Here is a 25,513-nt window from a genome sequence, read left to right on the forward strand (position 1 = left end):
GAGGAACGGCTTCCGTTAAGTCCAGACGGGAATACCGCTTGCGGCGGGTCAAAAGCAGCCCATGTAATATCCGGTGCCCTCGTGGCAGAGGCGTCCGGACACAACGGACGCGTTATTTTATGAGTAGAGGAGATTTTCAAAGCAAACTAGCGGTAATGCAACTCGTCGATTACTTTCTACGAATAGAATTGCCTTTTATCCGGTGCCTTCATGGAATTTTCAAATTAATCTGCCTGTTAAATACGCCGTTTATACTTTTGTGTACGTTTGCGCTTCTGGATTCGTCGCTGTTTCGCCGTGCTTTGCCTCGATACGCAAGGGGGTGGTGCGCTTCACCCGGCGCGATACGTACTGTAAGGACCTTCCGGTCCTTGCCGTAAGATGAAAACCGGCCATACTTCCTGTGGATTTCAGCGCTACTCACGATGACACCTGACCGGCCCGAACCGTCTCCCGCGAGCCGTCTTGCTTCTGCCAGGCAGGAGGACGCGCCGTTTCCGACGGTGCCCGAACACAACTTCGCCGTCCGGCGCGCAACGCTGATCGCCCTGCTGGTCGCCGCGATCGTGTTGCCGTGCATCTACGTCGCGACCATGGCCTTCAACGATCTGCGGGCACGCGAAGCCGATGCCACCGACGTCACATTGCGTACCGTGCGCGTCGCCGAAGAGCACGCGCTGAAGGTGTTCGACATGAACGAGGCGCTCGACGCGCGCGTCGTCGATCTGGTCCAGGACCTCGACGACAAAGGTATTCGCGAGGCCGAAGGGGTCATCCACGAAAAACTGCGCGTGATGGGCGGCGGCTATCCGCAGGTTTCGGCGGTTTCGATCTTCGGCAGCGACGGCGCGTTGCTCGCGAGCAGCCGCCACTTTCCGGTGCCGCCGGCGTCGATCCTCAACCGCGAGGATTTCACCGGTATTCGCGATGGCCACGTCCTCGACCATGTCTCGCGCGTGATGGTCGGCCAGGTCGCCGGCGAACAGGTGTTCAACACCGGGGTGGCGCGGCGCGACGACAACGGCACCTTTGAAGGTGTCGTATCGGTTGCACTGCGACCCGGCTATTTCAGCGCGTTCTATCGCGAACTGCTAGGCGGCAGCGACGCGCCGATGACCATGTCGCTGCTGCGCAGCGACGGCGCGATCCTCGCGCACTATCCGGCACACGTAGGCGCGTCCGCCACGGTCGAGTCGCAATCGCCGTTCGCCGCGGCGCTCGCGGAAGGCCGTCGCGATGGCGTGGTGCGAACCCGCTCGATCGCCAACGGCGACAATCTGATTCTCGCGTTCCGCCGCGTCGGCGCCTACCCGGTGTACGTGTCGTGCGGCTATCGCACGTCCGCGATCTGGGCCGACTGGTACCGGCACTTGAGCGTGCTGATCCTGTCGATGTTCACGCCGTCCATCGTGCTGTGGTGTGTGATCTGGCTGTCGCTCAAGCGCCTCGCCGCCGAAGAGGAAGCGTGGGAGCGCTGGCAGGCGGAAGCGTCGATGCGCCGCTCGATCGAATCCGCGTACCGTCAGTCGCGCAAGATGGAGGCGCTCGGCAACCTGGTCGGCAGCGTCGCGCACGACTTCAACAATCTGCTGATGATCGTCTCGGCGAACGTGCAGATCGTCCGGCGGCGCGGCGTGCAGGGGCTCGAACGCGAGCTGTCGGCGGTCGAGCGGGCGCTGAAGAGCGGCCAGTCGCTCACGCGGCAGTTGCTCGGCGTCGCGCGCAAGCAGCCGCTGCACAACGAGACGCTCGCCGTCGAACGCTGGCTGCCGTCATGCCGCGAGTTGCTGCATGCGTCACTCGGCGCCAAGGTCTCACTGGTGATGGATATCGGTATCGATGTATGGCCGATGCGCGTCGACGTTGCCGAACTCGAACTCGCGCTGATCAACATCGCCGTCAATGCGCGCGATGCGATGCCGAACGGCGGCCGCTTCACGGTGCGGGCTGCCAACATCAATTTCCGCCATGAAGACGGCTTTCCACTGATCGGCGACTTCGTCCAGTTCTCGCTGGAAGATACCGGCGTGGGCATGCCGCCGGATGTGCTCGCGCGTGCCTTCGAACCGCTCTTCACGACCAAGCCGAAGGGCATGGGCACGGGCCTTGGGCTACCGCAGGTGTTCGCGTTCTGCGAACGCTCGGGCGGCCTCGCGGCGATCGACAGCGCGATTGGCGCCGGCACGTCGGTGCGGCTCTATTTGCCGCGTGCGGCAGCTGCGCCGGAGCTCGAGCGGCCGCGCGAGGCACCGGTCGAGCACACCGGCGCGCCGCACGGTTTGCGCATCCTGCTGGTGGAGGACAACGACGAGGTGGCCGCCGGCACCGAAGCGCTGCTGCAGATGATGGGCCACCAGGTGACCTGGGTGTTCAACGCCGACACCGCACTGCGCCTGTTCGACGATGCGCACGCGAAGCAGGCCCGCACGGGCGAGCCGCTGCCGTTCGATCTGGTGATTTCCGACATCCACATGCCCGGCGCCATGAACGGCATCGATCTCGCCGAAGCGGTCCAGGCATTCGAAACGAAGCTGCCGGTGATTCTCGTCACGGGCTACGCGGAGGAACTCGACCGGGCCCGTCACGTGGATGTGAAGGTACTGTCGAAGCCCTTCGATATCGCGTTGCTCGAGCAGATCCTGCAGGCGATCCAGCGCGATCTGGCGCACGCTCATCCCGAGACCTGAGCAGCCCTGTCGTGCAACACGGGCCGTCGATTGTAGAAAATACGTCTGTCGTGCCCGGCGCTCTTTTGCTGTGTCATCGCACGGCCTTGCTGCGCAAGGCTTGCCGGGCCGGCGGCCGAAGCACCATGTAACCGGCACGATGATTGCAGCCCGCTACCGGAAGAGGCGCGCCTCGCGCTTCGTTCCATTGCCGGGAGACAGCCATGAAACACATCGTGATCGGCCTGTTCGACAGCTACGCCGACGCCGAAGGCGCACGCAATACCCTCGTGCGGACCGGCTTCGCGCAAGCCGATATCGAGTTACAGGCGAACCCCGAATCCACGCCCGGCGAAACCGCTACCTCCGGTGGCGGCGCGGGCGTGCTCGCGAACATCGAACGATTTCTGGCCAACCTGTTCGCCTCGGGACCACGCACGGCGCAAGCGGAGCGCTATCGCGATGCGGTGCAGCGCGGGGCGGTGCTCGTGTGCGTGAACGCCGCCAGCGAAGCGCATGCGGAACTCGCCAGCCGGCTGCTGACGAAGCTCGGCGCCACCGATGTCGGCGAACGTGCGCCGGGCTGGGAAGCGGCGCTGGCCGATCCGGACATCGGTCGCGAACATTCGGTGCTGGATGAGCTGGGGATCGGTGGGATGGTTGGCATTAGCAGGACGTCTGCTGTCGCGCCATCTGCGCGCTCGCCTTCCACCAACGATGCCGCCGCCGTCAGCGTTATCGCCGCTGGGGCCGCACCGGGTTCGGGCGCGGTGCTGCGGCCCGATCTACACGACAGCGAGCCGGCGGTACGCAGCGCAGTACCGTCGAGCCCCCCGGTCACCGCGACGCCCGACGAATTCATGGAGTACGAAGAGGACTTTCGCAGTCACTACGACGAGCAATACGCCAGCGAGAACGCGCGCTACGAGGACTACGTACCCGCCTATCGATACGGCGCAACGCTCGCGCGCGACGCGCGTTTTCACGACCGCTCATGGGACGAGCTGGAATTCGAGGCCCAGCACGATTGGGAAACGAACGGCACGCCCACCGCCACCGACGAACCCGGCGAAACATGGGACCGGGTCAAGGCAGCCGTGCGCCACGGCTGGGAACGCGTGACGGGTCATCATCACGTGTGACGCACGGGAGCGGGCGGATGCCGCCCGCCCGCTTCAGCCTGCGTGATTAGCCTGCATGACGCGCGACCCACGCGACATAGCGATCCACGAACGACTGCAGGTACGCGCGCGTGTCGTCGTTGAGGATCGCGCCGCTCTCGTCGATCCGCGAGGCATCGTGCTTGATGAACATTTCCGGTTGCCCCAGCGTGGGCACGTCGAGATAGGCAAGCACATTGCGTAGATGCTGCTGCGCCAGCGCCGTGCCGATCGCCCCCGGCGACGTACCGATCACCGCGCCGGGCTTGCCCGCCCACACGCTCTTGCCCCACGGGCGCGAACCCCAGTCGAGCGCGTTCTTCAGCACGCCCGGCATCGAGCGGTTGTACTCAGGCGTGACGAACAGCAGGCCGTCGGCGGCTTCGATGCGTCGTTTGAAGTGCTGCGCCACCTCGGGGAAATCGGCGTCGTAGTCCTGGCTATAGAGCGGCAGCGCGCCGATATCGAGGAACTCGAACGAAAGATCGTCGGGGGCCAGCGATGTCAGTGCGTGGGCGAGCTGCCGGTTGGTCGAGTCGCGGCGCAGGCTGCCGACAATAATCGCGATGTGGTGAGCCATCTTCGTTTCCTTGAGGGTGGAGCGCTCGAAGCGCGGGAAGGCGAACTGTAATCATAGGCAAAGACAACCCGGATCGGGCGGTCGACGATGCGGGTTGAGTTGCCTCGGTGGATAACCTGAATGCCACTGAAGATATCCACAATTTCGCTGAATAACCTTGTGGATAAGTTAGTGCGCGACCTTGTCCATCAAGCCAGGCTCCGGCCTCCACAGGTTTGCAGCACGGGGATTGATTCGTGGCGATGGCGTGACAGTCCTGTGAAAAACGGGCTTCTCGAAGCCGCCCTAAGGGAAATTGAAAGAAAAACTGCCGTCGCTGTCATCTGGACGCCCGAAGCCCGACCAATCACAGAAGCTTTCAGGAAAACAGACTGAACGCGGATGGTCGAAAGCGGCAACGTGCGGGAAAATGGGTGACGAACCGGAAACAGGCACCTCACCCACCCCGCCATGAACACGATTGATCATACGAAGCATCCGTCCGGACACCACGACATCGGCGCGGCGTCGTCACGCCGACTCTTTCTGCTGGAGTCCGCATGACCGCCGCTGCGGGTCTGGCATTCGACGATCCGGTCTATCTGGCGCAGTTGCGGCGCGATCTGTTGCGCTTTGCGCGCCTGCAGCTACGCGACGCAGCCGCGGCCGAGGACGCGGTCCAGGAAGCGCTGGCCGCCGCGTGGACGCAGGCCGACCGGTTCGCCGCGCAATCGGAGCACAAGACATGGGTATTCGGCATCCTGCGTCACAAGCTGGTCGATACGCTGCGGGCCCGTCAACGGACGGTCAATCTGTCGTCGCTGGAATCCGAGCTCGACGGCGAGTCGGTGCTGGATCGTGAGCTCTTCAAGGAGAACGGGCACTGGTCGCGCGAAGCGAAGCCCCGTCCGTGGCCGACGCCCGAGCATGCGTTGCGTCAGCAGCAGTTCTGGACGCTGTTCGAGATGTGTCTCGATCATTTGCCGGAACAGATCGGGCGGGTGTTCATGATGCGCGAGTTCCTCGACCTCGAGACCACCGATATCTGCAAGGAGCTGCAGATGTCGGCGAACCACTGCAGCGTGCTGATTTATCGTGCGCGTCTACGATTGCGCACCTGTCTCACCGAGAAAGGTCTTTCCAGCGAGGATGCGAATGGGGAAGTGTAAGAACATCACGCGGCTACTGTCCGATGCGCTGGATCGACCGCTGGGGGTCGGCGAATGGCTCGCGATCAAGGTTCATCTGCCGACCTGCAGCGGCTGCCGTAATTACCGCAGGCACATTGCGCTGCTGCGGGCGGCGGCGCGGGAAGCGAGTGGTATTGGCAGTGCGGGTGGTGTGCAAGCCGATGAGTGATGCCCGGGAACGAGCCGCGTGACGTCAGCGCTCGGCAGGCGGTGTCGTGCGATAGCGCTCGAAGAACGCTGCGTGTGTGTCCTGATTGATGGACGCAGGATGCCGCTGCGTGGCTGCAGGATGCTTCGCGAGCATGGCGCGTGGGCGGATCGGTCGATGCTGGAAATTGCCGCCGCAGTTCGGACACACGTTGCGTAGCGTGCTCAACGCACAGACCTCGCAAAATGTGCATTCGTAGCTGCAGATCATCGCGTCGGGCGCATCCGGCGGCAGCGATTTGCCGCATCCTTCACAGGACGGTCTCAGTTCGAGCATCGTGGGCTCCGGGTGGGGTTTTTGACTCTGACGCACGTTCGCGTTGCGAGCCAGTTTACCTCGCTCATGCGTGGCGACTGCGCCATCACGCCATCAATTGCTGCCAGTTGCGGCGCCCATGCCGGCGTCAGCGTCAGGTCAATAGCCCCCACAGCGCGAGTGTCATCACGAGTCCGACAACTGAGACGATGGTCTGCAGGATCGACCAGACGAACACCGTCTGCTTCAGTTGCAAACCGAAGTACTCGCGCACCATCCAGAAGCCCGCATCGTTCACGTGACAGAAGAACACCGAACCGGCACCGATCGCGAGCGCCATCAGGGAATTGTGCGTCACGCTGAGACCGGCGACGACGGGCGCCACGATGCCCGCCGTCGTCGTGGTCGCGACCGTGGCCGAGCCGGTGGCCTGGCGCAGGGCGACGGCGATCAGCCAGGCGAGCAGGATCAGCGGCAGATGCGCGCCGATCGCGATCTTGCCGATCGTCGTACTGATACCGGCGATGACGAGAGCCTGCTTGAGGCCGCCGCCGGCGCCGATCGTCAGCAGCAGCGCGGCGATCGGCGGCAGGCTCTTGCGCAGGATGCCGCCGACGCGCTCACGCGGCATGCCGCGCGACCAGCCCAGCGCAACGATCGCGAAGAGCACGGTCAGGCCGAGGGCAACCAGCGGCTCGCCGAGAAAGTCGAGCGCGTTGGAGAGGAAGGTATCGGGTGCGAGCCACAGCTTCGCGACCGTGCGGCCGAGCATCAGGACGACCGGCAGCAGGATCGTGATCAGCGAGATCGGAAAGCCTGGCAATTCGCCATCTGGCGCTTTCGCCGCGAACAGCTTGCCCATCTCCTCCGGCTCGACGACATGCATCCGCTTCGACAGCCACATACCGTACAGCGGACCGGCCAGAATGACGGCCGGCACCGCGACGATCAGACCGAGGCCGAGCGTGACGCCAAGATCGGCGTGCAAGGCGCTGATCGCGATCAGCGGACCTGGGTGTGGCGGTAGCAGCGCATGCAACGTCGTCAGGCCGGCCAGCGCGGGAATCGCGATACGCAGGACGGGCTGTTGCGAACGGCGCGCCATCACGAAGATGATCGGCACCATCATCACGAGGCCGACCTCGAAAAAGAGCGGCAAACCGATGATGATCGCGACAAGCGCCATCATCCACGGCAGACGGCGCGGTGTGGAGTGATCGAGGATCGTCGATACGAGCCGGTCTGCCGCGCCCGATTCGGCCATCAGCGCGCCAAGCATCGCACCCAGCGCGATGATGAGGCCGACATCGCCGAGCAAGGCACCCGCCCCTTTGCTAAACGCGCTCGCAATGGCTTCGAGCGGTAGTCCCGCGCTGAAACCGGCGGCGAACGTGCCGACGAGGATCGACAGGAACGGTGCCAGCTTCAGTGCGCTGATGAAAACGATGATCAGCACGAGCCCGAGCGCGCACGAGAGGATCAGCCGGGTATCGTGGGAGGACCACGGAGTGAGTGTTGTCGTCAGATGCACAGCGTCCCTTTCTGGTCGATCTTGTTGTGAATTCGATTGTGTTGCTTGCGGATTGCGAACTGCGGATTGCGGTCTGCGGTGGTTCGTGGTGGTTCTGCTTCATGCAGGCGCGCGCTTGGCGCAGATTGTAGCGGCACGTCGTGTCGTTGCGGCGGCGAACCCGGCTGTGGCGAATGCGTGATTCTTCGTGTGGCCTTTGCGCTTGCCGTAGCGGTGCGTTGGCTGCGGGAAAGGCGGTTGTGAAGAGAACAAAGGTCTGTCGGCGCAACGCCTCGCGGAGAATCCTGGCAGTTGGTGAAGCGGCTGCTTGACGAGCGGACCTTTGGGTTTGAAGATTTCGGAGTTCTTTTCGATTTTTTAGTCGAATAATATTTTTATGTTCTCCGGCGGTCGGCCGATCACGGCACGGCCGTCTCGTACGACGATGGGACGTTGCAGCAGGATCGGATGTGCTTCGATCGCCTGGTATAGCTGGTCGTCCGTGATATCCGGATATCCAAGATTCAGCGTCTTGTATTCGGCCTCGGTCGCTCTCAGCAGATCACGTGGCGAACCGTTCAGCATCCGGACGAGCTTCTTCAACTGAGCGGTCGTCAATGGATGCTTCAGGTACTCGACGATTTCGACCGGTTCATTGGTCGCGTTATGGGTCTGCTCGACCAGCTGGCATGCTTCTCTGGATTTCGAGCAGCGGGGGTTGTGATAGATCGTGATCATCGGCGTCGGTGGTTCTTTTGTCGGATTTTCGGTGAGAGGCGCTGCGGGCTCGTGCGAAAGCGTGAGTTAGCGGGTGGGTCGGGCAAGTAGGCCCTTTGCTGAGTAAATCGAGCTGGATCTGCCGATCAGCGACTGGGGCTTTGATCAAGCACACGGGGCCGTTGCGACAGTTGGCTCTGCTTCACTCGGGTCCACTCGAGCCGAATCGGGCCTTGCCCCAGCCGGCGAGCTATTTTCTCACTTTCCCGCAAATGCCTTCCGTTAGCCAGGGCGCTGCGACTTTATGCGCATAAAACCCTGCCCCCGAACAGGCATCCGTCGCTACCCGACGTGGCGCAAGAAATCCCATTCCACGATCAGATTGACTTCACAGAGCCTGCGTAGCCTCTGGGCCGGGGCACTTTATGCGCATAAAACCTCCCCCGAATGGCCAGTTCGTCGTGTCCTGGCGACAAAAAGATTGATATTGAAAATCCTCACGGTAAAATCCATCAGCTTCTAAAAACGGAGGTGAACATTGGCTGCAGAAATCATCGCGGTAACTCAGCAGAAGGGCGGGGTCGGGAAAAGTACAATCGCGATGCACCTTGGCGCTGCCTTCCATGAAAAAGGTAAGCGAGTCCTTGTAGTAGATGCCGATGGACAAAACACCCTCATCCATTGGGCTAGTGCGTCATCTGACGGCGAATCCGGCATTCCATTCCCGGTCGTCAACCTCTCTGAAGCCGGTGGCCAGATTCATCGCGAGATCAAGAAGTTCGTCGGCGATTACGACCTGATCGTTGTCGACTGCCCTCCGTCCATCACTGAAAAAGTCTCTGGCGTCGTCCTCCTCGCCGCCACCATCGCCGTTATTCCCACTTCTTCATCCCCAGCGGATTATTGGTCGAGCGTGGGTCTCGTCAAACTGATCCAGCAGGCACAGGTGATGAACGAAGACCTGAAAGCCGTTTTCCTGCTGAACAAGACCGAAGAAAAGCGGATGTTGACGCGCGAACTCAAGCGTGCGCTCGAAGAATTAGGCTTCCCTCTGCTTAAAACACAAATCCCCACCCGCGAAGCCTACAAACAGGCGATGGCGCTCGGCCAGACCGTTCTGCAAATGAACGACCGTGGCGCAAAACTCGCGAGCCTTGAAATCCGGGCATGCGCCGACGAGATCGCCGCCTTGCTCCCCTGAATTTATGCGCATAAAGGACCCTGAATGAAACCCTCCCAGTTCGCCAAAGGCTTTCAAGCGCGTCCGGACACGACCAGCAGCGAGAAACGGACCGCACTCGATCGTCTGAATGCAATCGACGGCCTCGTGCAGCCAGGTTCGACAAAAAACAATGAAATCGCTGGTCGCTCGAGTCAGCCGGCCAGCGTCTCCGCTGTTGCCGCTATATCCAGCGACGCAGCCGAGTCCGCCGAGCATGCTAATGAATCATCCGCCTACCGGGCATGGCGTCTTGAGCACGGTTATCGTCCTGGGCAAGTTATCGAGCTTGCACTCAAAGCAATCAAACCGAGCCCGTTTAACCCGCGGCACTTCTATTTGAAGTCGTCGATTGCAGAGCTGGCGGTCAATCTCGCCAAGCAGGGACAGCAACAGGCCATTCATGTCATCCCCGACTACGACAATCCCGGCAGCTATTTCGTCAGCGATGGCGGCCGCCGCGTACGCGCGCTCAAGGAAGCCAACAAGGAAACGGTGAAGGCGATTGTCGTAGATCTGCCTATCGGCATAGAAAGCTACAAACTCGGCTACGACCTCAACGTCCAGCGCGACTCGCAAACGGTCTTCGATAACGCCGTAGTCTGGAAACGCTTTCTCGATGACGGACATTTTCAAAGCCAGAAAGAACTGGCCGAACATCTGGGTCTCGATGAATCGACGGTCGCGGTCGCACTGTCGATCGCCAAGTTACCCGAAGTCGTGATGCACGAAATGGTCTCGCGGACAGACCGGTTCGGTTCGAACATGGCCTATCAAGTCGGCCGCTACCACTCGGCACGCGGTGCCGACTCGACGCTCCGTCTGATCAATAAGATCCTCTCCGACGATCTGAGCACGCGTCAGGTCGCCGATATCGTGAAGGGCAGGGCGAGCCCGCAGGAAAGCACCAAACCGGCCGGCCGCCAGCGCTACGCGCAGCGGCTCGAAATCAAGCTGGAAGGGGTGTCGGTGGGGGATCTGAAGTCGTATGGCGACGATCGCCTCGAACTGCGGCTGCGCGGTCTGTCGAGGGAGAAACGGGATGACATCCTGAAGCAGATCGAACAGATTCTGCTACTCAAATAGACGTGGGGGCCGCCGCGGTCAGCGATAACCGCGGATTCAGGCCACCCGGGATTGACTCAAGGTGAACGCGAGCAGATCGCCGTCGGTCGGCTCACCCCACGTCCTGCGCGCCAGCCAGTCGAAAAAGGCGGTCTCGCCGAGCTTCGAATCCAGACCGCGCCGGCGCCAGTCGTCACGCATGTGGCCACCCAGCGTCGGCAGTTCGTCCTCTTCGAACGACTGCCGGGCTATGTCCCGCTCCGATTCACCCTGTTCGTCATACAGCGCCCGCGCTTCCTTGCGGCGGTAGGCCGAGTATTCGCCGAGCAGGCGCGCCTTCAGATCGTCGGCAGGTGCGCCGGTCAACGCCTTGGCGCCACCACCGCTGCTCACCGCCTGCAGTTCCTCGACCGGCGGCGCATAACCCTTCTTCAATGCGTCCTTGAAGAGCGCCGGGGCACTGCGGACCGGCGGCAGCGCGGTACTGCGCATCCGCTGCTCGGTCATCTGGAGCGCCGCACGAATCCGGTTCTCCTCGCTGTCGGCGTACAGGCTCTGCGCTTCCTTCAACGGAATACCGATCTTCACCATCCGGTCGACGAGCGTACTGTCGAAGACATTCGGGTGCTCGTCGAGCGCGAGCATCGGCTGTTTGCGCTCGGTGACGCGGAACTGGATCTCGGCCACCCGGCGGCCTTCGCGGTGCTCGATCAACTCGACGAAGATGTTGGTCACCGCGTTCACCTCGGCGATGGCCGGCCTCAGGTAGTCGCGCTTGAAGTACTTGTACTCGCGCTTGGCTTCGTCGCCAGCTTCCGTATCGGGCGTACCGGACAGGATCGGGCGCCACCATTCCCACGATTCACGCATCGTCAGATGGCTGGGATTGGTCAGGTAGCGTACGCAGATTTCGTAGAGCGCGAGGCCCGCGCTGCTGCGCAACTGGCTCTGGAACTGCAGGCTCAGACGCGCGTACTGGACCGGGTCGAGCAGCTTCTTCTTGATCTTCGGGGCAAACGAGAACTCAACCCAGACGCGGCGTGTAGCGGGATCTTCGAGAATTTCCGCGTCCGCGATCAGCGTCGAGATGCCCCACTTGCGGCCCGGCTTCTGGCTCGATGTCCCCGTGCTCCATTCGACCTGCACCGACACCATGCGCCGCAGGTGTTCCTTGACGAGCGCCGTATCGTTCGAATCGAATGCCGAATTGGCCACGATGTCCGACAGCAGCGCCCGGTAGGTATCGCCGGACTCATCGGCCTGCTGGGCAACGGCGAGCAGCACGTTGAACAGCTTTCTGGTCAGCAGCGTGATCTTGCCGCTCTTCGGCTGGATGGCGATCGCCTCGACGGCCTTACGCAGTTCCGCCGAACTCGGACTCACCACATCGGTTTTCTTCGCGCGCTTCGTAGCCATACCGTCGGGTCGAGGAGAGATTGTTCGAGAGAATACCGACTGGGGTGATGTGCGTCTATAGGGCTGATCTCACCATTTCGGGTGAAGCGGGTTTACGGATCGTCACTCACCTCGACCGTCTCCCGAAGATCCTCACCTTCAGGATTTTGAGTGGTCCGCCGATTCCGTTGTGCCTCGGACATTCCGCAAATTCCGCATCGATTACCAATGCGCCCGACCTCGTTATGTCCATCCCGTATCGGCTCACCGATCGATTTGTCGTAATTCTGCGACGGAAAATGCGAACGGAAATGGCGGCGTTTTCCTGGCAGCGTTCCGGAGGGCTGCCCTGGAGGCAAAACCGTGAGATATATCGAAGTCGCGCGCAGGCCGACGTCGCATGCCGGCTCAGCCACCTGCGTCAAAGGTCCCGCCAGACAGGACGCAGCCGCCCCAGACAGCCACCGGGCGCCACTGCCCGGGCGCTGTCGGGAATTCAAAGGGGATCCCCTCTCTCGCCATTTCCAGAGCAGTCAAGGCGCCTCAGTGATCACGTTTCTTCGGTGCCTGCCGGGAGAAATCTCGATCACCAACCCCGAACCCGCTGCAGGCAGATAGCACCTCTCCCGCAAACCCTCACCTTAAGCATCCAGAAGTGCGAGACGGCACGAAGGAACGATCCCGTGTTCACAATGGATAGACCGCGCAGGGGTCCCGAAAACCCTCACCTGATGCGCAATCGACCGGTCTCGCCAGAGCGCCGCTACCAGGAATCCGTGCTCCCGGAAACGCTCACCATTCGAGATACCTGGGAAAATATCCAGTCATTTCCGGGACTTATGAAGGAAACGCAACACGCAACATGAGCCCTTCGATCCCGAAAACTCTCACCTTGAGCGCATTCGAGTGCGCAGAAACGATCATTTCGCTGCCCCCGCAAAGCCTCACCTCAGCGGATTCATGTGTTCGTAGCCGACCCTCACCATCCAGTTTCCAGCGTGCTTTCCCCGTAAGTGACCGCAAACTTGTTCCCGTATTCGCTCACCCTTGAGCCTTCACAGGACCAAAACACCTCCCGAAAAGCCTCACCAATCGCCCGTTTTCAGCCATTTCGATGCAATCGAATCGCGTCAATGGTGCTCCCGAAATCTCTCACCTTTGGCATTTCAGCATCGCCATCGATGAACGACCCTTTGTCAAACCCGAGCCCGGCAGAGAGCGCCAGCTCCCGAAAAACCTCACCTGAACCTCTGAAACCCTTGTTTTTCGGGCCTTTCAGCCCATCGACTCCCGAATAGCCTCACGTCCGTGCCCCGTTTTGTCCCGGTAAGGCTCACCTTGACTATCCAGGACCTCCCATTCACGGCCAGAATGGAACCAGAAACACCTCCCGAAAAGTCTCACCGTCAGAACTCGATGCATCGAGACGAGGATTGGACAGCTCAAGGGAGAGCGGGAGCCAGGTCCCGCAAAACCTCACCTTTAGAAATCAGGATCACCCAGACCACCCCTGAACCCGCTCACCTGGTGTCCCGGAGTGGCTCACCCACACTCCTGAACCTCATCACCCGCCCATCCCGGATGGACTCACCATCTGTCCCGCAAAGCCTCACCTCATGTCGCTGGAACCCTTACCAGGTAAGGGTTTGCCATGGCGTTAACGTTTTTAACTAGGTTCAAGGGTGTTTACTTTTATTACTCTCAAGCAGTAGAGAACCGTGCTTCAGTAAGAAAGCACTCCCTGCTGCGTGAAACAGTGTCAAAGCATTGGGAAGTCATAAAAATCAAACCAAAACAAATACTTAACTGCCATACTTCGCTTTGTTTCACGGAAAACCTTAGCTCAGAGAGGTATAAGGTGAACCGCAGCCACGGTATATGACACGTATCCAGGATAGATCGCACTATCACCGTAAAAAGTAGCATTTACTACGTAATTTGTTATAATTCATCATGACCGAGCACGGGAAAGGCATATGAATCTAGATCAGGAACGTCAGGCAATCCGCGAAGAACTCAAATCACTACGCGAAAGCGGAGCCCGGCGGCAGGATCTTTCCCTGCACGCGTGCAAACGCCTCTTTTTCGATCTGGGCATCCGTCCGTCCATGGCGGCAGTACGAGATCTGACCCAGACCGGCAGTGCCAGCGATATTCCCAAGGACATCGACAGCTTCTGGGAACGCATTCGTTCGACATCACAGACTCGCGTCGGAGCCGGCGCCATTCCCGAAGCGCTTGAGGCCCGCGCCGGCGAACTGCTCGGCGCGCTGTTCGACGAAGCCCTCAATCAGGCCCGAGCGACGCTCGACACTGAGCGCAGCGAAATGCACGCCGAGCTTGCCGCCGCGAAACAGGCTGTACGCGAAGCGGAGATTCGCCGCGAAGCGTCTGATGAGGCGGTGCAGCGCAGCGAAGACCGGGCGCAGGCCGCGAGCGAACGGATCCGGGCGCTCGAAGCCGGCATCGCTGCCGCCAATACACACGGCGCGGTCCACCACGAAGGGCTGCAGACCGCAGTACGCCGGCTGGAAGCCGAAAACGAAACGCTGCAAAAGCGCCTGGACACCGAACAATCGACAAATGCAGCCCTGCGCGACCGAATCGACGCTTTACACGTCGAAATGCGCCAAAGTACCGAGCATTATGCGCAACAGATCAAGGACGCGATCGCCGAAGCGGAACGCCGCGTCAAGCCGATGCTGGTCGAACTGGATTCGTTGCGCAGCATGGCCGCGACCTATCAGGCGGGCGTCAGGGACAACAGCCGGAAAGAATTCGATTTCATCCAGCAGCTCGCAGCAGCGAAGGCGCGCGGCGATCGGCTCGACGCCCAGTTGCGCGAGCAGTCGGATGAAATCGATCGGTTGACCCAGGAGACTGTGCAGTTACATGCGCAGCAAGGGATCGACGCGAATGTTGGCGGACTGCTCTGGTCGCTCGCGTCAGCGGGACGTTTGAGCGCCGGGGAGCTTGCCCGGATTGGGACCGCGGCCGATGGGCACGTTGCGCTTCCGCTGCATTGCCCAAAGTGTTCGGAGGGTGAGCCGGAGCTGTCGCAGGTCGATCACCGGTACGAACTCTTCTGTCCGGAGTGCGAGCATACCTCCGGGCCCGGCGATTCCCGGCTGGAGGCGGTTACCCGCTTCATTTCCGCTGCTATCGATACCTCTGCAGCCTGATTTTTGCCCTGCTTGACTATCCGGAACCCTCAAAGGTGAGGGAATTCGGGACCTGGAAGGTGAGGCAGTTCGGGACGCGAATCAGGCCGGTGGTTTGACTGACGGGGCATCGGCGGGAGCGCCTGGGTTCGGTTCACTGGCGCCACCTTCCACTGATTCCTGCTTTTCCGCCCACGCTTTCCACGCCCGATGCAGCCGGTTTGCGGAAACCGCCTGCGCGAACCCCAGCCATTGCCCGACCAGTTCCGGCGCAACCCCGCTTTCGAAAAGATCGGCGGCAAAAGTATTGCGCAGCGTATGCGGACTTGCCCGCGCGGCTCTTGCCTCTGCGATTCCAGATGCTTCGACCTGCGCATCCACCGCGCGGAGCATGGTTGCCTTGTGCATCGGCCGGCCGGCCGGCGACGCCGGAAAGACCAGATGCCCGGTCTGACCGGAAAGCCGACGCTCCGCCAGCCACGCATCCAGAATGGCTACGGCAAACGGCGACAGCCGGGTGCGTCGCGTCAATGATGGATCGGGCGAGTCGACCGTGACCCATGGCGAGCCGGGATTCACGCAACTAACCGAGAGCGTCGCTGCTTCCCCTGTCTTGATTCCACCGCCGAGAAAGAGCGCAGTGAGCGCGCGGTCGCGGTGTTCGCGCCAGCGTTGTGTGCCCGACAAGGTCACGACCGGTGAGAACAGCTGGGCGATCAGCGTTGCCCGTTCGGCGGCATTCAGAAAACCGGTGGGTTCATTGTCGCGTGCATCGCGCCACGCGGCCTCACCGTCCTGCGCGATGAAGCGTGCGGGATTGGTTGATGCCAGCTCGATCGAACGCACGTGATCGAGAACCCGCTCGATCAGTCGTAAATAGCGGACACGCTGTGGCTTTCGTACCGGCAACTGCGCGACGAATTCCGCGATGGTTGGTGTATCGACAGTAACCAGATGCGTGTGCCGAAGTTTGAGCCAGTCGAGGAAGAAGCCCCATTGGGCACGATACACATCGGCGGATGAACGGCGCAGATGCTGACTGGCAAGCCATGTATCGAATGCGGTGTGTGGATCGCGACGCCACGCCTCACGTTCCTGATCGAAGAGATCGGTTGCGTGCGGACGAGGGTGCCCGGTGTTCGAGGCGGTCGGCGAGGACATGGTCTCTATTTCAGTTAGTTGCGTAATGTTAGGCGATCCGTGGGACGTAAACCAAGGAGCTCAACAGATATCGCCATCAAGATGAGCTGACCGGTGAGACTTTCCAGGAGATCGCTCACATGCGTCGTCCGCACGCAATTCGTAGGTAATTTGCACCGCATCCGACCGTACGCTAACCGCCCCAGGGCCGGCCACGCCTCGGCTGCTTCGGGCGACCCGCTTGTGACGACGCCAGTTGCGTCGCCGCCCGGCGCTCCGCTTCCTCATAGGCCGTGACCGCAAACGCAAACACCGCGGGCAGTGCATTCGACGCGCCGAAGCTCACCGGATCGTCCGTTTCGGGGTAAGACAGGCCGCTTGGCCGCTGAAACAGGCTCAACATGATGTCGTCATGCCGGCTAGCCAGGCCGAGATCGGCGAGCGCTTCGGCTTCGATTGCATGCAGCAGCCGCCACGTGAGCGGCACGCCGCGCACAATGTAGCGTGCTGAGATATTGCGGACGATATGTTCGAGGTCGCGCGCCGCGGTCTGGAAGCGCCGGGCGGCCAGGTCGTGATCGGTGGGGTTGTTCATGTTCGGCTCCGGTCGTCGGGCATATACTGTACAAACATACAGTGATTGCCGCAACCTCGGCTTATTGGCTAATGCATGATGCGTGACCGGCCCTGCTCACTGGAGATGCTTATCCATGGATCACGATCAGCAACGCCTTGGCCTCCCCCTTGCCGGCATTGCGGATCGCATGCGGTTCGTCCGCGACATAACGGGCGGTGTCCGCCGTTTTCAGGCGCTTCGTCGTGCCGGCCGCTTCTACCTCGATCGTGCCGTGCAGGACCGTGAGATGCTCGCGGGTGCCCGGTTCGTGTGCGTTCGACACCAGCGCGCCCCCGGCCTGCAGCGTCAACTCGTACCATTCGAACTTCCCCGCCAGTTCGATTGGCCCCCACACGCGCAGCTGGTAGCCAGCATCGTGGCCGCTCAAGGTTGGGATTTCGTGCGGGCCGGACACAGCAATCGCTTCGGGCGCCTTCTGCACGGCGAACAGCGAATCGAGGCTGACGCCGAGCGCATGGGTCAGTCGCCAGGCGACGGCGATCGTCGGATTGGCCTTGTCGCGCTCGATTTCCGACAGCATCGATTTCGACACACCCGCCGCGCGCGACAGATCGTCGAGCGTCATGCGGCGCTCGCTGCGCAGGCGCTGGATCTGCTCGCCGACGCGCGGCGGCGCCGCGAGCGAAGCAGCGGCTGTTGGAGCGGCGGGCGATGCCGGACGTCGGCTTGCCGAACTTGCCATTTGCTGACCTATCGTTTAGAGTTGTTCGATATACCGGATTTGCGTTCGGAAAACCGAAAAAATTCGATAAAACCGACAGCCGACTATAGCAGGACACGACGCGGACGAATACGCTCACTTTCGCCATCGCAGGTCCAACCTGTCGTGCCGCCGGCCCACCCTTTCAGGAGCCCGATACATGCGTGACGCCTATCTTTCCCATTTGCGCGGGACACTCGAACAGATCCGCGCAGACGGTTTTCACAAGACTGAACGCGTGATCGCGAGCCCGCAGTCGGCGGAAATCCGGCTGGCCGCGGGCAACGGCGTACTGAATTTTTGCGCGAACAACTACCTCGGTCTTGCCAACGACGCACGTCTGATCGAAGCCGCCAAAGCCGGTCTCGACAACGATGGTTTCGGTATGGCGTCGGTGCGTTTCATCTGTGGTACGCAGACCGTGCACAAGCAACTGGAACGCGCACTCGCGGATTTCCTCCATACCGACGACTGCATTCTGTATTCGAGCTGCTTCGACGCGAACGGCGGTCTGTTCGAAACGTTGCTCGACGAATCCGACGCGATCATCAGCGACGAACTGAATCACGCGAGCATCATCGATGGTGTGCGTCTGTCGAAAGCGAAACGCTTTCGCTACAAGAACAACGATCTCGCCGATCTCGAAGCGAAGCTGCGCGAAGCCGATGCAGCGGGCGCGCGCTTCAAGCTGATCGCCACCGACGGCGTATTTTCGATGGACGGCATCATCGCGGACCTCGCCGGCATCTGCGATCTCGCCGATCGTTACGGCGCGCTCGTGATGGTCGACGATTCGCATGCAGTCGGCTTTATCGGCGAGCACGGCCGCGGTACACCCGAGCATTGCGGCGTGCTGTCGCGCGTCGACATCATCACCGGTACGCTCGGCAAGGCACTCGGTGGCGCGTCCGGTGGCTACGTTGCCGCGCGCAGCGAAGTCATTGAACTGCTGCGCCAGCGCTCGCGTCCCTACCTGTTCTCCAACACGCTAACGCCGAGCATCGCAGCCGCGTCGCTGAAAGTGCTCGAACTGCTCGCCAGCGATGAAGGTGCGCAACTGCGCGAACGCGTACGCGCGAACGGTGCCCACTTCCGTGATGCGATGAGCGCACTCGGCTTCACGCTCGTACCCGGCGAACACCCGATCATTCCCGTGATGCTTGGCGACGCGCAACTTGCGTCGCGCATGGCCGATGCACTGCTGCAGGAAGGCGTCTACGTGATCGGCTTCTCGTACCCGGTCGTGCCGAAAGGCCGCGCGCGCATCCGCACGCAGATGAGCGCGGCGCATACGCCCGCACAGATCGACCAGGCTGTCGATGCATTCGCCCGTGTTGGCCGCTCGCTCGGCATCATTTGAAGAATCAGAGGCACATATGAAAGCACTTGCAAAACTCGAACGCGGGCCAGGCCTCACGCTCACGCGCGTGAAAAAACCTGAAGTCGGCCACAACGACGTGATGATCCGCATCACGCGCACGGCGATCTGCGGCACCGATATTCATATCTGGAAGTGGGACGACTGGGCGCAGAAAACGATTCCTGTGCCGATGCACGTCGGTCACGAATACGTCGGTGAAATCGTCGAGATGGGCCAGGAGGTACGGGGCTTTTCGATTGGCGACCGGGTGTCCGGCGAAGGACACATCACGTGTGGTTTTTGCCGCAACTGTCGCGCGGGCCGGCGTCATCTGTGCCGCAATACGGTTGGCGTCGGTGTGAATCGTGAAGGTGCATTCGCCGAGTTTCTGGTGATCCCCGCGTTTAACGCGTTCAAGATTCCCGCCGATATCTCCGACGATCTCGCCGCGATTTTCGATCCGTTCGGCAACGCGACGCACACGGCGCTGTCGTTCAATCTTGTCGGTGAAGACGTGTTGATTACCGGTGCCGGGCCGATCGGCATCATGGCTGTCGCGATCGCCAAGCACGTCGGTGCGCGCAACGTGGTGATCACCGACGTCAACGACTACCGGCTCGAACTCGCGCGCAAGATGGGTGCGACCCGCGTGGTGAACGTACTGCACGAATCGCTGCGCGATGTGATGGACGATCTGCACATGACCGAGGGCTTCGATGTGGGCCTCGAAATGTCCGGTGTGCCGAGCGCGTTCACGAGCATGCTCGAGGCGATGAATCACGGCGGCAAGATTGCGCTGCTCGGTATTCTGCCCTCGCAGACCGCGATCGACTGGACCCAGGTGATCTTCAAAGGCCTTGAAATCAAGGGTGTTTACGGTCGGGAGATGTTCGAGACCTGGTACAAGATGGTCGCGATGTTGCAAAGCGGGCTCGATCTTTCGCCGATCCTCACGCACCGCTTCCCCGTCGACGACTATCAGCAAGCCTTCGCCACGATGCTTTCGGGCGAAAGCGGCAAGGTGATTCTCGACTGGACTGCCGCGTAATAGCCATTTGGCCGCGGGCTGGTTTAGTTGCCAGCCGGCGGCCGCACGAACTCCGCCTGAATCCGCACGTGCACATCGTCGCCGACCGCGGGGTACCAGGTCCCCAATCCGAACTTTGAGCGGCTAAAGCGGCCTTCCGCCGAAAAGCCCAATGTGTCCTGCTTCGTCAGCGGATCGGGTGAGAAGCCGTTGAACGTGACATCGAGCGTGACCGGTTGCGTCACGTCACGAATGGTCAGATTGCCGGTGAGTGTGCCGCGCGCGTCGCCGGTGCGCTCGAACCGCGTGCTGACGAAGCGGATCTGCGGATGATTCGCGGCGTCGAACATATCCGCGCCTTTGACGAGCCGGTCGAGAATCGGCACATTCGTATCGACGCTATTGGCATCGATCGCGACCGTCACCTGGCTCTTGTCCAGTCCACCCTCATTCCAGTCGAGTTGCGCGTCCACACGATCGAACCGCATCGTGAAGCGCGAATATTTCAAATGGTCGACGTCGAAGATCACGCTCCAGTGGTGCGGATCGAGTGTGTATTGCCCGGCAGGCACGCGGGCTTCCGTCTGGCTGACCGAATGCGTCACGACCTGGAGCGGCGTGCAGGCCGCGAGCGCAGCCACTGCGGCCACCACGGCCGCTGAAAACGTGCGTGCGAAAACAGCGCGGACTGAATGCGGGCTCATGAACGGGTATCCGGTGAAGGGGGCGATGCCACGATAACCGATCTGGCGCAATCGTGACGGCACCGCGCCAATGTGCACCTGCACGCAGCAGCAAGACACTACGTCGAACATGGGTTGCTTGACATGGTGGAATGATCGTTCTACCGTTCGCACATGACGACTTCCACTGACCCACAAACCACCGCCGGCGCACGCGAACGGCTGCTCGACGCAGCTGAAGCGCTGATTTACGCAGACGGCATCCATGCCACCGGTGTGGACGCGATCGTCCGGTTGTCCGGTACCGCACGCAAAAGCTTCTATACGCACTTCGAATCGAAGGACGCGCTGGTAGCGGCTGCACTGGAGCGACGCGACGAACGTTGGATGAAGTGGTTCATCGCCGGTACCGAACAGCGTGGGCGTACCCCGCGCACCCGTCTGCTCGGCATGTTCGACGTGTTGCGTGAGTGGTTCGCCTCCGACAACTTTCATGGCTGCGCCTTCCTGAATGCATCCGGCGAAATCGCCACGGCAGACGACCCGATCCGCGTCGTCGCGCGCGAGCACAAGGAGCGCCTGCTCGATTTCGTGCGTTCGGTGTGCGATGAGTACGCGGCGTCAGGTGGCGTGAGCGGTAGAGGTGCCGCGCGCCTGTCGCGTCAGTGGTTGATCCTGATCGACGGGGCGATCGGGGTGGCGCTCGTCAGCGGCGAGCCCGATGCCGCACTCGATGCCTGCGCCGCTGCCGAACAACTGCTCGATGCCGCGTCTGCTTCTGTGGCAACGCGCTCGCACACGCGACGCGAATCAACCTGATCTCTAGTGACTTCATCGACCTTAGCCACAACCCAAGGACCCACCATGAGCAACCCCATCGAAACCCGCCCCCCCGTTCCACCATTCACACGCGAAACCGCGATCCAGAAAGTGCGAGCCGCCGAAGACGGCTGGAACACCCGCGACCCCGAGCGCGTATCGCTGGCCTACACGCCGCAGAGCGCGTGGCGCAACCGCGCGGAATTCGTCACCGGGCGCGCGGAAATCGTGGGCCTGCTGCGCCGTAAGTGGGCGAAGGAGCTGGACTACCGGTTGATCAAGGAGCTGTGGGCGTTCACCGACAATCGCATCGCGGTGCGCTTCGCCTATGAATGGCACGACGATTCCGGTAACTGGTTTCGCTCGTATGGCAACGAGAACTGGGAGTTCGACGAGCACGGCCTGATGGCGCGTCGCCATGCGAGTATCAACGACCTGCCGATCCGCGAAACCGATCGCCTGTACCGCTGGCCGCTGGGGCGTCGCCCCGACGATCATCCTGGTCTGTCGGACCTCGGTCTCTGAAACACGCTGCGCCATCAGACACTGATCCCGCTTGCGGTGAATGCCCGTGCGGCATTCACCAGCTTGCCATCAGGCTCCGCTATTGTTCCCTCTCCTGATTGCCGGCCGCGGTTTGCTTGCCGTCGCAGGTCGCGTACCCGTCGTCCAGAGTAAGCCCTCCACCGTGCCCGCGGCCCGTTGAGGTACAGTGCGACGGGCACCGCCCAACTCAATCGACATCACCATCGTGACACCGGCGCTCGACCGGTGACGGAGAAGACATGCGCTTTTGGCACACGAGAAACAGAACAAGGCGCGTGGTTGCGCTTGCCGCATTCGTCGCCGGCCTGGCGACGACCTCGATGGCTCATGCAGCCGACTGGTGCAGCGGCGGCGTCTGGGTCGACGCGATGCTCGGCTCGTATCACATCGATCCCGATCCCGGTAAGCACTTCGAGCAGTTCAATCCTGGCCTCGGCGTCGAATGCTGGCTCGGTAACGAATGGGCGGTAACCGGCGGCGGCTTTCGCAATTCGCTACGTCGTCCGTCGTGGTACGGCGGTGGTGTCTGGGCACCGGAGTTTCTGCACTGGGGCTACATCCGGCTCGCCGCGATGGGCGGCATCATTTCCGGCTACAACTACGGCAACTGGGGCCTCGGCCGCAATCACACGATCGGCCCTGTCGCTGCGCCGATCGTGATGGTGGAATACAAGCGCGTTGGGGCAAACTTCATCGTCATCCCACCGATCCCTTCCGACGATCTCCCGTTCACGATCGGCTTTCAGGTGAAGGTGCGGTTCTAGCGCACATGCGTGCCTGACGACTCGCGAGGCAACCACTCCGCGCGATTGCCACCGAGCACCGGAATCGTCTTGTCCCAGCGAGGCGGTGTTTCGGACATACGGATGACTGGTCCCAGGCTGCGCAGGTCGCCGAACGGCGTGCCGAAGTCGTCCACGGCGTACTGGTTGAACACCTCCGGCGATAAACGTCCAGGCGCGTTCTCAAAACGGTCGATCAATCCCTGCCGTTGCAACAGCATCGCGGACTGACATAGCGACACCTGCACGTGATAACTGCCCCCTTCCCGTGCCCGACGGGCCAGGGCCAGCATCGTACCGAAGGCCGCCAGGAAGCCGGTGAGGAAATCGCACAGATACACGGGCGTCAGCTTCGGTTGCCCCGCTTTCGTTGCCGTGCCCTGGATGTCGCAAACGCCTGTCACGGCCTGAGCCACCTGATCCCAGCCGGCCCGGTCCGCGAACGGGCCGCCGGAGCCATAGCAGTTCACGCTGACGTGGACGAGCCCTGGACGTAGCTTCACCAGGTCATCGATACCCAAACCGTGTGAAGCGAGACGATGCGGCCGGTAACCGTCGATAAACACATCGGCATCGCCGGCAAGCTCTCTTAACCGGGCGGCATCTGTTGGAACATTGATGTCGAGGAAGCAGCTTCGCTTCCCATGACTGGTGTCGCGTACGAAGGGCGGCACCTGAGGCAGTTGCGGCGCCGTCACCATCAGGACATCGGCACCATGCTCCGCCAGACCGATCCCGGCCGTCGGCCCCGCGAGGATGCGGGTCAGGTCGAGCACCCGGATGCCAGAAGCTGGCTGCGCACCGCCAGCCGGTAGCGGCAACGGCTCGCTGTCGGCCACCTTCGTAATTTCGACGACAGGTCGGGCCGCGAGCCAGGCACCGTGTGGATGCGCGAGCCATTCCTCGGGCGTGCGCACGATTCCGCCGCAGGCATTCGCCGCAGCGATCGCCTCTTCCAGATCGTCGGCTTGCCAGCGGCGCACCGCCTCAGCCACCGACCCCGGCGTTTTCTCGCATTTCAGGACGTCGAGTACACGACGCTCGAGATGCGGCAGGTTGAAATGTGGCAGGAACCAGCGGCCATCGGCGGTCTGCCAGGGCTGGGTCAGCGACACCATCTGTTCAAGGGAGTCCGCGATCGGCGCGGGTCGATATTCCCCGTCACTTCCCCTGACGAGCGTCATATCTTCCCCGCCCAGGGACGTGGCGGCCGCCGCCATGACATCGACACCAATCGACTGTCGACGCCCGGTGCGCAATTCCCACAGATCGTTTGCCGCAACCGCTCGTGCGGCGAGCGCGCTCGCCAACGTCTCGCCGATCCGAAAAGGCGACGCAAACATCGGGTCAGCACCCGTGATAGCGACTTCGTTTTGCGAAATGTCCTTGCCCGCGCGGATCGCCATCAGTTCGCGGAATGCTTCCGGTTTTTCTGTCATCGTCATGATCCATATCCTTTGTTTGATCTTCGATCGCGTCCGATACGCAACCAGCACTTGCAGAATCGACGTACTGAGCTTAGCATCTCGATTAGAGAATAACAAAGTTAACTTGTTCTTAATTTGAGAAATACATGGATCACTCGACTCTGGAAATTTTTTGCGCCGTTGCGGAGGAGCTCAGCATCACCCGGGCAGCCCAGCGGCTCGGCCGGGTGCAGTCCAACGTCACGACGCGCGTTCAACAGCTCGAAGAAGAACTCGGGGTGACGCTGTTCGTGCGGGAAAACAAGAGAATGCAGTTGTCACCGCAGGGTGAAAAATTTCTCGGCTATGCAAAAGGGATGCTGGCGCTGGCAGAAGAAGCGCGTCAGATTCTTCGCCCCGGACAACCCGAAGGTCTGCTGCGCATAGGGGCAATGGAAAGCACGGTCGCGAGCCGTCTGCCGGAGCCGCTCGCGCGCTATCACCAGATGTGGCCTCGCGTGCAGCTTCGGTTGAGTACCGCCCCGTCTCGTCAGCTCGTCGATGCATTGAAAGATCGCACGCTGGACTGCGCATTCGCGGCGCTTCCGCTCTCAACCGGCGAAACGCCGCAAGACCTGGCCGAACTGGGACTGACGGGATTGCGCGTCTACACCGAACAACTGGTGCTGGTATTGCCGCCGGATCACCCCCCGGTGCGAGCGGCGTCTGAGCTGAGAATCCATTCTCTCGCGGCGTTCAAACAGGGCTGCACCTATCGATCGATCGCAGAAGACTGGCTGCGTTCGCAACCGAGCGATGCCGTTATCGATGTCCAGGAGGTCGGTTCGTATCACGCCATGCTTGCTTGTGTTGCGTCGGGGTCGTGCATCAGTTTTATCCCGCGCAGCGTGATCGAACTGGCGCGCGAAACAACCCGGTTCCGCCAGAAGCCAATCGGCAACGCCGATACATGGATGATCTGGCGCAACGGCTATGAAACACCTGCGCTTAACGCATTCCGTGAAGCGTTAGCGTTGGCCCATGACTGAAGGTGAGATTTTTCGGGAGCACTGTATCGAGCGATTGAAGACGCTGACGCACCGGGACGCGCCACAAACGCATGAGTCACGCGACCGATGCCAGTTGCATGATTTCATTATTTGCGAAGCCGCAAATATCCATTTCCAGATCCAGCAATTTACGAGTATTACGCGCCGCTGGTTGCTAATCGACCGGATCGATCTGCGTCGCATGGGGATTAGTCGATATACGGCGATACTTTCGTTTAGTGAAACGGTGTCCACATTG

General features: G+C 61.4%; 24 protein-coding genes. 13 read left to right on the plus strand and 11 right to left on the minus strand.

Features of this window, described 5'->3' with window-relative positions:
• Window positions 1-425 precede the first annotated feature (425 nt).
• Both BWP39_RS27205 and BWP39_RS27210 read left to right on the plus strand, forming a co-directional pair.
• Complete coding sequence (locus tag BWP39_RS27205; protein ID WP_096725329.1) at window positions 426-2,687, plus strand: hybrid sensor histidine kinase/response regulator; 2,262 nt, start codon at window positions 426-428, stop codon at window positions 2,685-2,687.
• 203 nt (window positions 2,688-2,890) lie between these two features.
• Window positions 2,891-3,808, plus strand: coding sequence for a hypothetical protein (locus BWP39_RS27210; protein WP_096725330.1), 918 nt, complete (start codon window positions 2,891-2,893; stop codon window positions 3,806-3,808).
• 46 nt (window positions 3,809-3,854) lie between these two features.
• On the opposite strand, the gene BWP39_RS27215 is transcribed toward BWP39_RS27210, so the two are convergent.
• Together BWP39_RS27215 and BWP39_RS31600 are read right to left on the minus strand one after the other, a co-directional pair.
• Window positions 3,855-4,406, minus strand: coding sequence for an NADPH-dependent FMN reductase (locus BWP39_RS27215; RefSeq protein WP_096725331.1), 552 nt, complete (start codon window positions 4,404-4,406; stop codon window positions 3,855-3,857).
• A gap of 285 nt (window positions 4,407-4,691) precedes the next feature.
• On the minus strand, window positions 4,692-4,874 hold the full coding sequence (locus BWP39_RS31600; RefSeq protein WP_133116948.1) for a hypothetical protein: 183 nt from the start codon (window positions 4,872-4,874) through the stop codon (window positions 4,692-4,694).
• 71 nt (window positions 4,875-4,945) lie between these two features.
• Here BWP39_RS31600 and BWP39_RS27220 point away from each other — a divergent pair, with 71 nt between their 5' ends.
• Together BWP39_RS27220 and BWP39_RS27225 are read left to right on the plus strand one after the other, a co-directional pair.
• On the plus strand, window positions 4,946-5,554 hold the full coding sequence (locus BWP39_RS27220) for an RNA polymerase factor sigma-70 (protein ID WP_096725332.1): 609 nt from the start codon (window positions 4,946-4,948) through the stop codon (window positions 5,552-5,554).
• Window positions 5,535-5,744, plus strand: a complete 210-nt coding sequence (locus tag BWP39_RS27225; protein ID WP_235851479.1) for a zf-HC2 domain-containing protein — start codon at window positions 5,535-5,537, stop codon at window positions 5,742-5,744. The genes BWP39_RS27220 and BWP39_RS27225 overlap by 20 nt, the downstream gene beginning before the upstream one ends.
• Window positions 5,745-5,768: 24 nt before the next feature.
• Here BWP39_RS27225 and BWP39_RS27230 read toward each other — a convergent pair whose 3' ends face one another.
• The 3 genes from BWP39_RS27230 to arsC form a co-directional block, all read right to left on the minus strand.
• On the minus strand, window positions 5,769-6,059 hold the full coding sequence (locus BWP39_RS27230; protein ID WP_096725334.1) for a DUF1272 domain-containing protein: 291 nt from the start codon (window positions 6,057-6,059) through the stop codon (window positions 5,769-5,771).
• 133 nt (window positions 6,060-6,192) lie between these two features.
• Window positions 6,193-7,569: a GntT/GntP/DsdX family permease gene (locus BWP39_RS27235; protein WP_096725335.1), complete on the minus strand. Its 1,377-nt coding sequence runs from the start codon at window positions 7,567-7,569 to the stop codon at window positions 6,193-6,195.
• Between the two features lie 357 nt (window positions 7,570-7,926).
• Window positions 7,927-8,286: an arsenate reductase (glutaredoxin) gene (gene arsC / locus BWP39_RS27240; protein ID WP_096725336.1), complete on the minus strand. Its 360-nt coding sequence runs from the start codon at window positions 8,284-8,286 to the stop codon at window positions 7,927-7,929.
• A gap of 517 nt (window positions 8,287-8,803) precedes the next feature.
• On the opposite strand from arsC, the gene parA reads away from it, so the two are divergent.
• Window positions 8,804-9,466 (plus strand): ParA family partition ATPase, encoded by a 663-nt coding sequence (gene parA, locus BWP39_RS27245; protein WP_096725337.1) that lies wholly within the window; start codon window positions 8,804-8,806, stop codon window positions 9,464-9,466.
• A 24-nt stretch (window positions 9,467-9,490) separates the two neighbouring features.
• Complete coding sequence (locus tag BWP39_RS27250) at window positions 9,491-10,570, plus strand: ParB/RepB/Spo0J family partition protein (RefSeq protein ID WP_096725338.1); 1,080 nt, start codon at window positions 9,491-9,493, stop codon at window positions 10,568-10,570.
• A 36-nt stretch (window positions 10,571-10,606) separates the two neighbouring features.
• Here BWP39_RS27250 and BWP39_RS27255 read toward each other — a convergent pair whose 3' ends face one another.
• Window positions 10,607-11,965, minus strand: a complete 1,359-nt coding sequence (locus tag BWP39_RS27255) for a replication initiation protein (RefSeq protein WP_096725339.1) — start codon at window positions 11,963-11,965, stop codon at window positions 10,607-10,609.
• 1,955 nt (window positions 11,966-13,920) lie between these two features.
• On the opposite strand from BWP39_RS27255, the gene BWP39_RS27260 reads away from it, so the two are divergent.
• Window positions 13,921-15,126 (plus strand): DNA-binding protein, encoded by a 1,206-nt coding sequence (locus BWP39_RS27260; protein ID WP_096725340.1) that lies wholly within the window; start codon window positions 13,921-13,923, stop codon window positions 15,124-15,126.
• An 81-nt stretch (window positions 15,127-15,207) separates the two neighbouring features.
• Here the strand turns inward: BWP39_RS27260 and BWP39_RS27265 are convergent, their stop codons facing one another.
• From BWP39_RS27265 to BWP39_RS27275, 3 genes are all read right to left on the minus strand, one after another.
• Window positions 15,208-16,266: a tyrosine-type recombinase/integrase gene (locus tag BWP39_RS27265; protein ID WP_096725341.1), complete on the minus strand. Its 1,059-nt coding sequence runs from the start codon at window positions 16,264-16,266 to the stop codon at window positions 15,208-15,210.
• 172 nt (window positions 16,267-16,438) lie between these two features.
• Window positions 16,439-16,840 carry a DUF2471 family protein gene (locus BWP39_RS27270; RefSeq protein ID WP_096725342.1) on the minus strand — a complete coding sequence of 134 codons (402 nt, stop codon included), beginning with the start codon at window positions 16,838-16,840 and terminating at the stop codon, window positions 16,439-16,441.
• Between the two features lie 109 nt (window positions 16,841-16,949).
• Window positions 16,950-17,564, minus strand: a complete 615-nt coding sequence (locus tag BWP39_RS27275) for a helix-turn-helix domain-containing protein (protein WP_096725343.1) — start codon at window positions 17,562-17,564, stop codon at window positions 16,950-16,952.
• Window positions 17,565-17,742: 178 nt separating this feature from the next.
• Here BWP39_RS27275 and BWP39_RS27280 point away from each other — a divergent pair, with 178 nt between their 5' ends.
• On the plus strand, window positions 17,743-18,942 hold the full coding sequence (locus BWP39_RS27280; protein WP_096725344.1) for a glycine C-acetyltransferase: 1,200 nt from the start codon (window positions 17,743-17,745) through the stop codon (window positions 18,940-18,942).
• Window positions 18,943-18,958: 16 nt separating this feature from the next.
• Complete coding sequence (gene tdh, locus BWP39_RS27285) at window positions 18,959-19,990, plus strand: L-threonine 3-dehydrogenase (protein ID WP_096725345.1); 1,032 nt, start codon at window positions 18,959-18,961, stop codon at window positions 19,988-19,990.
• A 23-nt stretch (window positions 19,991-20,013) separates the two neighbouring features.
• On the opposite strand, the gene BWP39_RS27290 is transcribed toward tdh, so the two are convergent.
• The gene (locus BWP39_RS27290; protein ID WP_096726207.1) at window positions 20,014-20,673 is read right to left on the minus strand and encodes a YceI family protein; all 660 of its coding nucleotides are present in this window, start codon (window positions 20,671-20,673) and stop codon (window positions 20,014-20,016) included.
• A 153-nt stretch (window positions 20,674-20,826) separates the two neighbouring features.
• Here BWP39_RS27290 and BWP39_RS27295 point away from each other — a divergent pair, with 153 nt between their 5' ends.
• The 3 genes from BWP39_RS27295 to BWP39_RS27305 all read left to right on the plus strand — a co-directional run bounded on the left by BWP39_RS27295 (window position 20,827) and on the right by BWP39_RS27305 (window position 22,781).
• Window positions 20,827-21,471, plus strand: coding sequence for a TetR/AcrR family transcriptional regulator (locus tag BWP39_RS27295; protein ID WP_096725346.1), 645 nt, complete (start codon window positions 20,827-20,829; stop codon window positions 21,469-21,471).
• Between the two features lie 45 nt (window positions 21,472-21,516).
• A complete protein-coding gene (locus tag BWP39_RS27300; protein WP_096725347.1) occupies window positions 21,517-21,996 on the plus strand; it encodes a nuclear transport factor 2 family protein in 480 nt (159 codons plus the stop codon).
• Window positions 21,997-22,256: 260 nt separating this feature from the next.
• Window positions 22,257-22,781: a hypothetical protein gene (locus tag BWP39_RS27305; protein WP_096725348.1), complete on the plus strand. Its 525-nt coding sequence runs from the start codon at window positions 22,257-22,259 to the stop codon at window positions 22,779-22,781.
• Here the strand turns inward: BWP39_RS27305 and BWP39_RS27310 are convergent.
• Window positions 22,778-24,244: a CoA transferase gene (locus BWP39_RS27310; protein ID WP_207557133.1), complete on the minus strand. Its 1,467-nt coding sequence runs from the start codon at window positions 24,242-24,244 to the stop codon at window positions 22,778-22,780. The genes BWP39_RS27305 and BWP39_RS27310 overlap by 4 nt on opposite strands.
• Window positions 24,245-24,372: 128 nt before the next feature.
• Here BWP39_RS27310 and BWP39_RS27315 point away from each other — a divergent pair, with 128 nt between their 5' ends.
• Entirely contained in the window at window positions 24,373-25,254 is an 882-nt protein-coding gene (locus BWP39_RS27315) for a LysR family transcriptional regulator (RefSeq protein WP_096725349.1), read from the plus strand.
• Window positions 25,255-25,513: the final 259 nt, after the last annotated feature.

This window comes from Paraburkholderia acidicola (assembly GCF_002362315.1).
Classification (GTDB): domain Bacteria; phylum Pseudomonadota; class Gammaproteobacteria; order Burkholderiales; family Burkholderiaceae; genus Paraburkholderia; species Paraburkholderia acidicola.

What these genes read in the sequence shown, in the direction of transcription:
- BWP39_RS27260 (WP_096725340.1), top strand. Translation starts at nt 13,921, where the DNA reads ATGAATCTAGATCAGGAACGTCAGGCAATCCGCGAAGAACTCAAATCA.
- BWP39_RS27230 (WP_096725334.1), bottom strand. Translation starts at nt 6,059, where the DNA reads ATGCTCGAACTGAGACCGTCCTGTGAAGGATGCGGCAAATCGCTGCCG.
- BWP39_RS27220 (WP_096725332.1), top strand. Translation starts at nt 4,946, where the DNA reads ATGACCGCCGCTGCGGGTCTGGCATTCGACGATCCGGTCTATCTGGCG.
- BWP39_RS27265 (WP_096725341.1), bottom strand. Translation starts at nt 16,266, where the DNA reads ATGTCCTCGCCGACCGCCTCGAACACCGGGCACCCTCGTCCGCACGCA.
- tdh (WP_096725345.1), top strand. Translation starts at nt 18,959, where the DNA reads ATGAAAGCACTTGCAAAACTCGAACGCGGGCCAGGCCTCACGCTCACG.
- BWP39_RS27275 (WP_096725343.1), bottom strand. Translation starts at nt 17,564, where the DNA reads ATGGCAAGTTCGGCAAGCCGACGTCCGGCATCGCCCGCCGCTCCAACA.
- BWP39_RS27255 (WP_096725339.1), bottom strand. Translation starts at nt 11,965, where the DNA reads ATGGCTACGAAGCGCGCGAAGAAAACCGATGTGGTGAGTCCGAGTTCG.
- BWP39_RS27295 (WP_096725346.1), top strand. Translation starts at nt 20,827, where the DNA reads ATGACGACTTCCACTGACCCACAAACCACCGCCGGCGCACGCGAACGG.
- BWP39_RS27315 (WP_096725349.1), top strand. Translation starts at nt 24,373, where the DNA reads ATGGATCACTCGACTCTGGAAATTTTTTGCGCCGTTGCGGAGGAGCTC.
- BWP39_RS27290 (WP_096726207.1), bottom strand. Translation starts at nt 20,673, where the DNA reads ATGAGCCCGCATTCAGTCCGCGCTGTTTTCGCACGCACGTTTTCAGCG.
- BWP39_RS27210 (WP_096725330.1), top strand. Translation starts at nt 2,891, where the DNA reads ATGAAACACATCGTGATCGGCCTGTTCGACAGCTACGCCGACGCCGAA.
- BWP39_RS27225 (WP_235851479.1), top strand. Translation starts at nt 5,535, where the DNA reads ATGCGAATGGGGAAGTGTAAGAACATCACGCGGCTACTGTCCGATGCG.
- BWP39_RS31600 (WP_133116948.1), bottom strand. Translation starts at nt 4,874, where the DNA reads ATGATCAATCGTGTTCATGGCGGGGTGGGTGAGGTGCCTGTTTCCGGT.
- BWP39_RS27305 (WP_096725348.1), top strand. Translation starts at nt 22,257, where the DNA reads ATGCGCTTTTGGCACACGAGAAACAGAACAAGGCGCGTGGTTGCGCTT.
- BWP39_RS27280 (WP_096725344.1), top strand. Translation starts at nt 17,743, where the DNA reads ATGCGTGACGCCTATCTTTCCCATTTGCGCGGGACACTCGAACAGATC.
- arsC (WP_096725336.1), bottom strand. Translation starts at nt 8,286, where the DNA reads ATGATCACGATCTATCACAACCCCCGCTGCTCGAAATCCAGAGAAGCA.
- BWP39_RS27270 (WP_096725342.1), bottom strand. Translation starts at nt 16,840, where the DNA reads ATGAACAACCCCACCGATCACGACCTGGCCGCCCGGCGCTTCCAGACC.
- BWP39_RS27310 (WP_207557133.1), bottom strand. Translation starts at nt 24,244, where the DNA reads ATGACGATGACAGAAAAACCGGAAGCATTCCGCGAACTGATGGCGATC.
- BWP39_RS27300 (WP_096725347.1), top strand. Translation starts at nt 21,517, where the DNA reads ATGAGCAACCCCATCGAAACCCGCCCCCCCGTTCCACCATTCACACGC.
- BWP39_RS27250 (WP_096725338.1), top strand. Translation starts at nt 9,491, where the DNA reads ATGAAACCCTCCCAGTTCGCCAAAGGCTTTCAAGCGCGTCCGGACACG.
- BWP39_RS27205 (WP_096725329.1), top strand. Translation starts at nt 426, where the DNA reads ATGACACCTGACCGGCCCGAACCGTCTCCCGCGAGCCGTCTTGCTTCT.
- BWP39_RS27215 (WP_096725331.1), bottom strand. Translation starts at nt 4,406, where the DNA reads ATGGCTCACCACATCGCGATTATTGTCGGCAGCCTGCGCCGCGACTCG.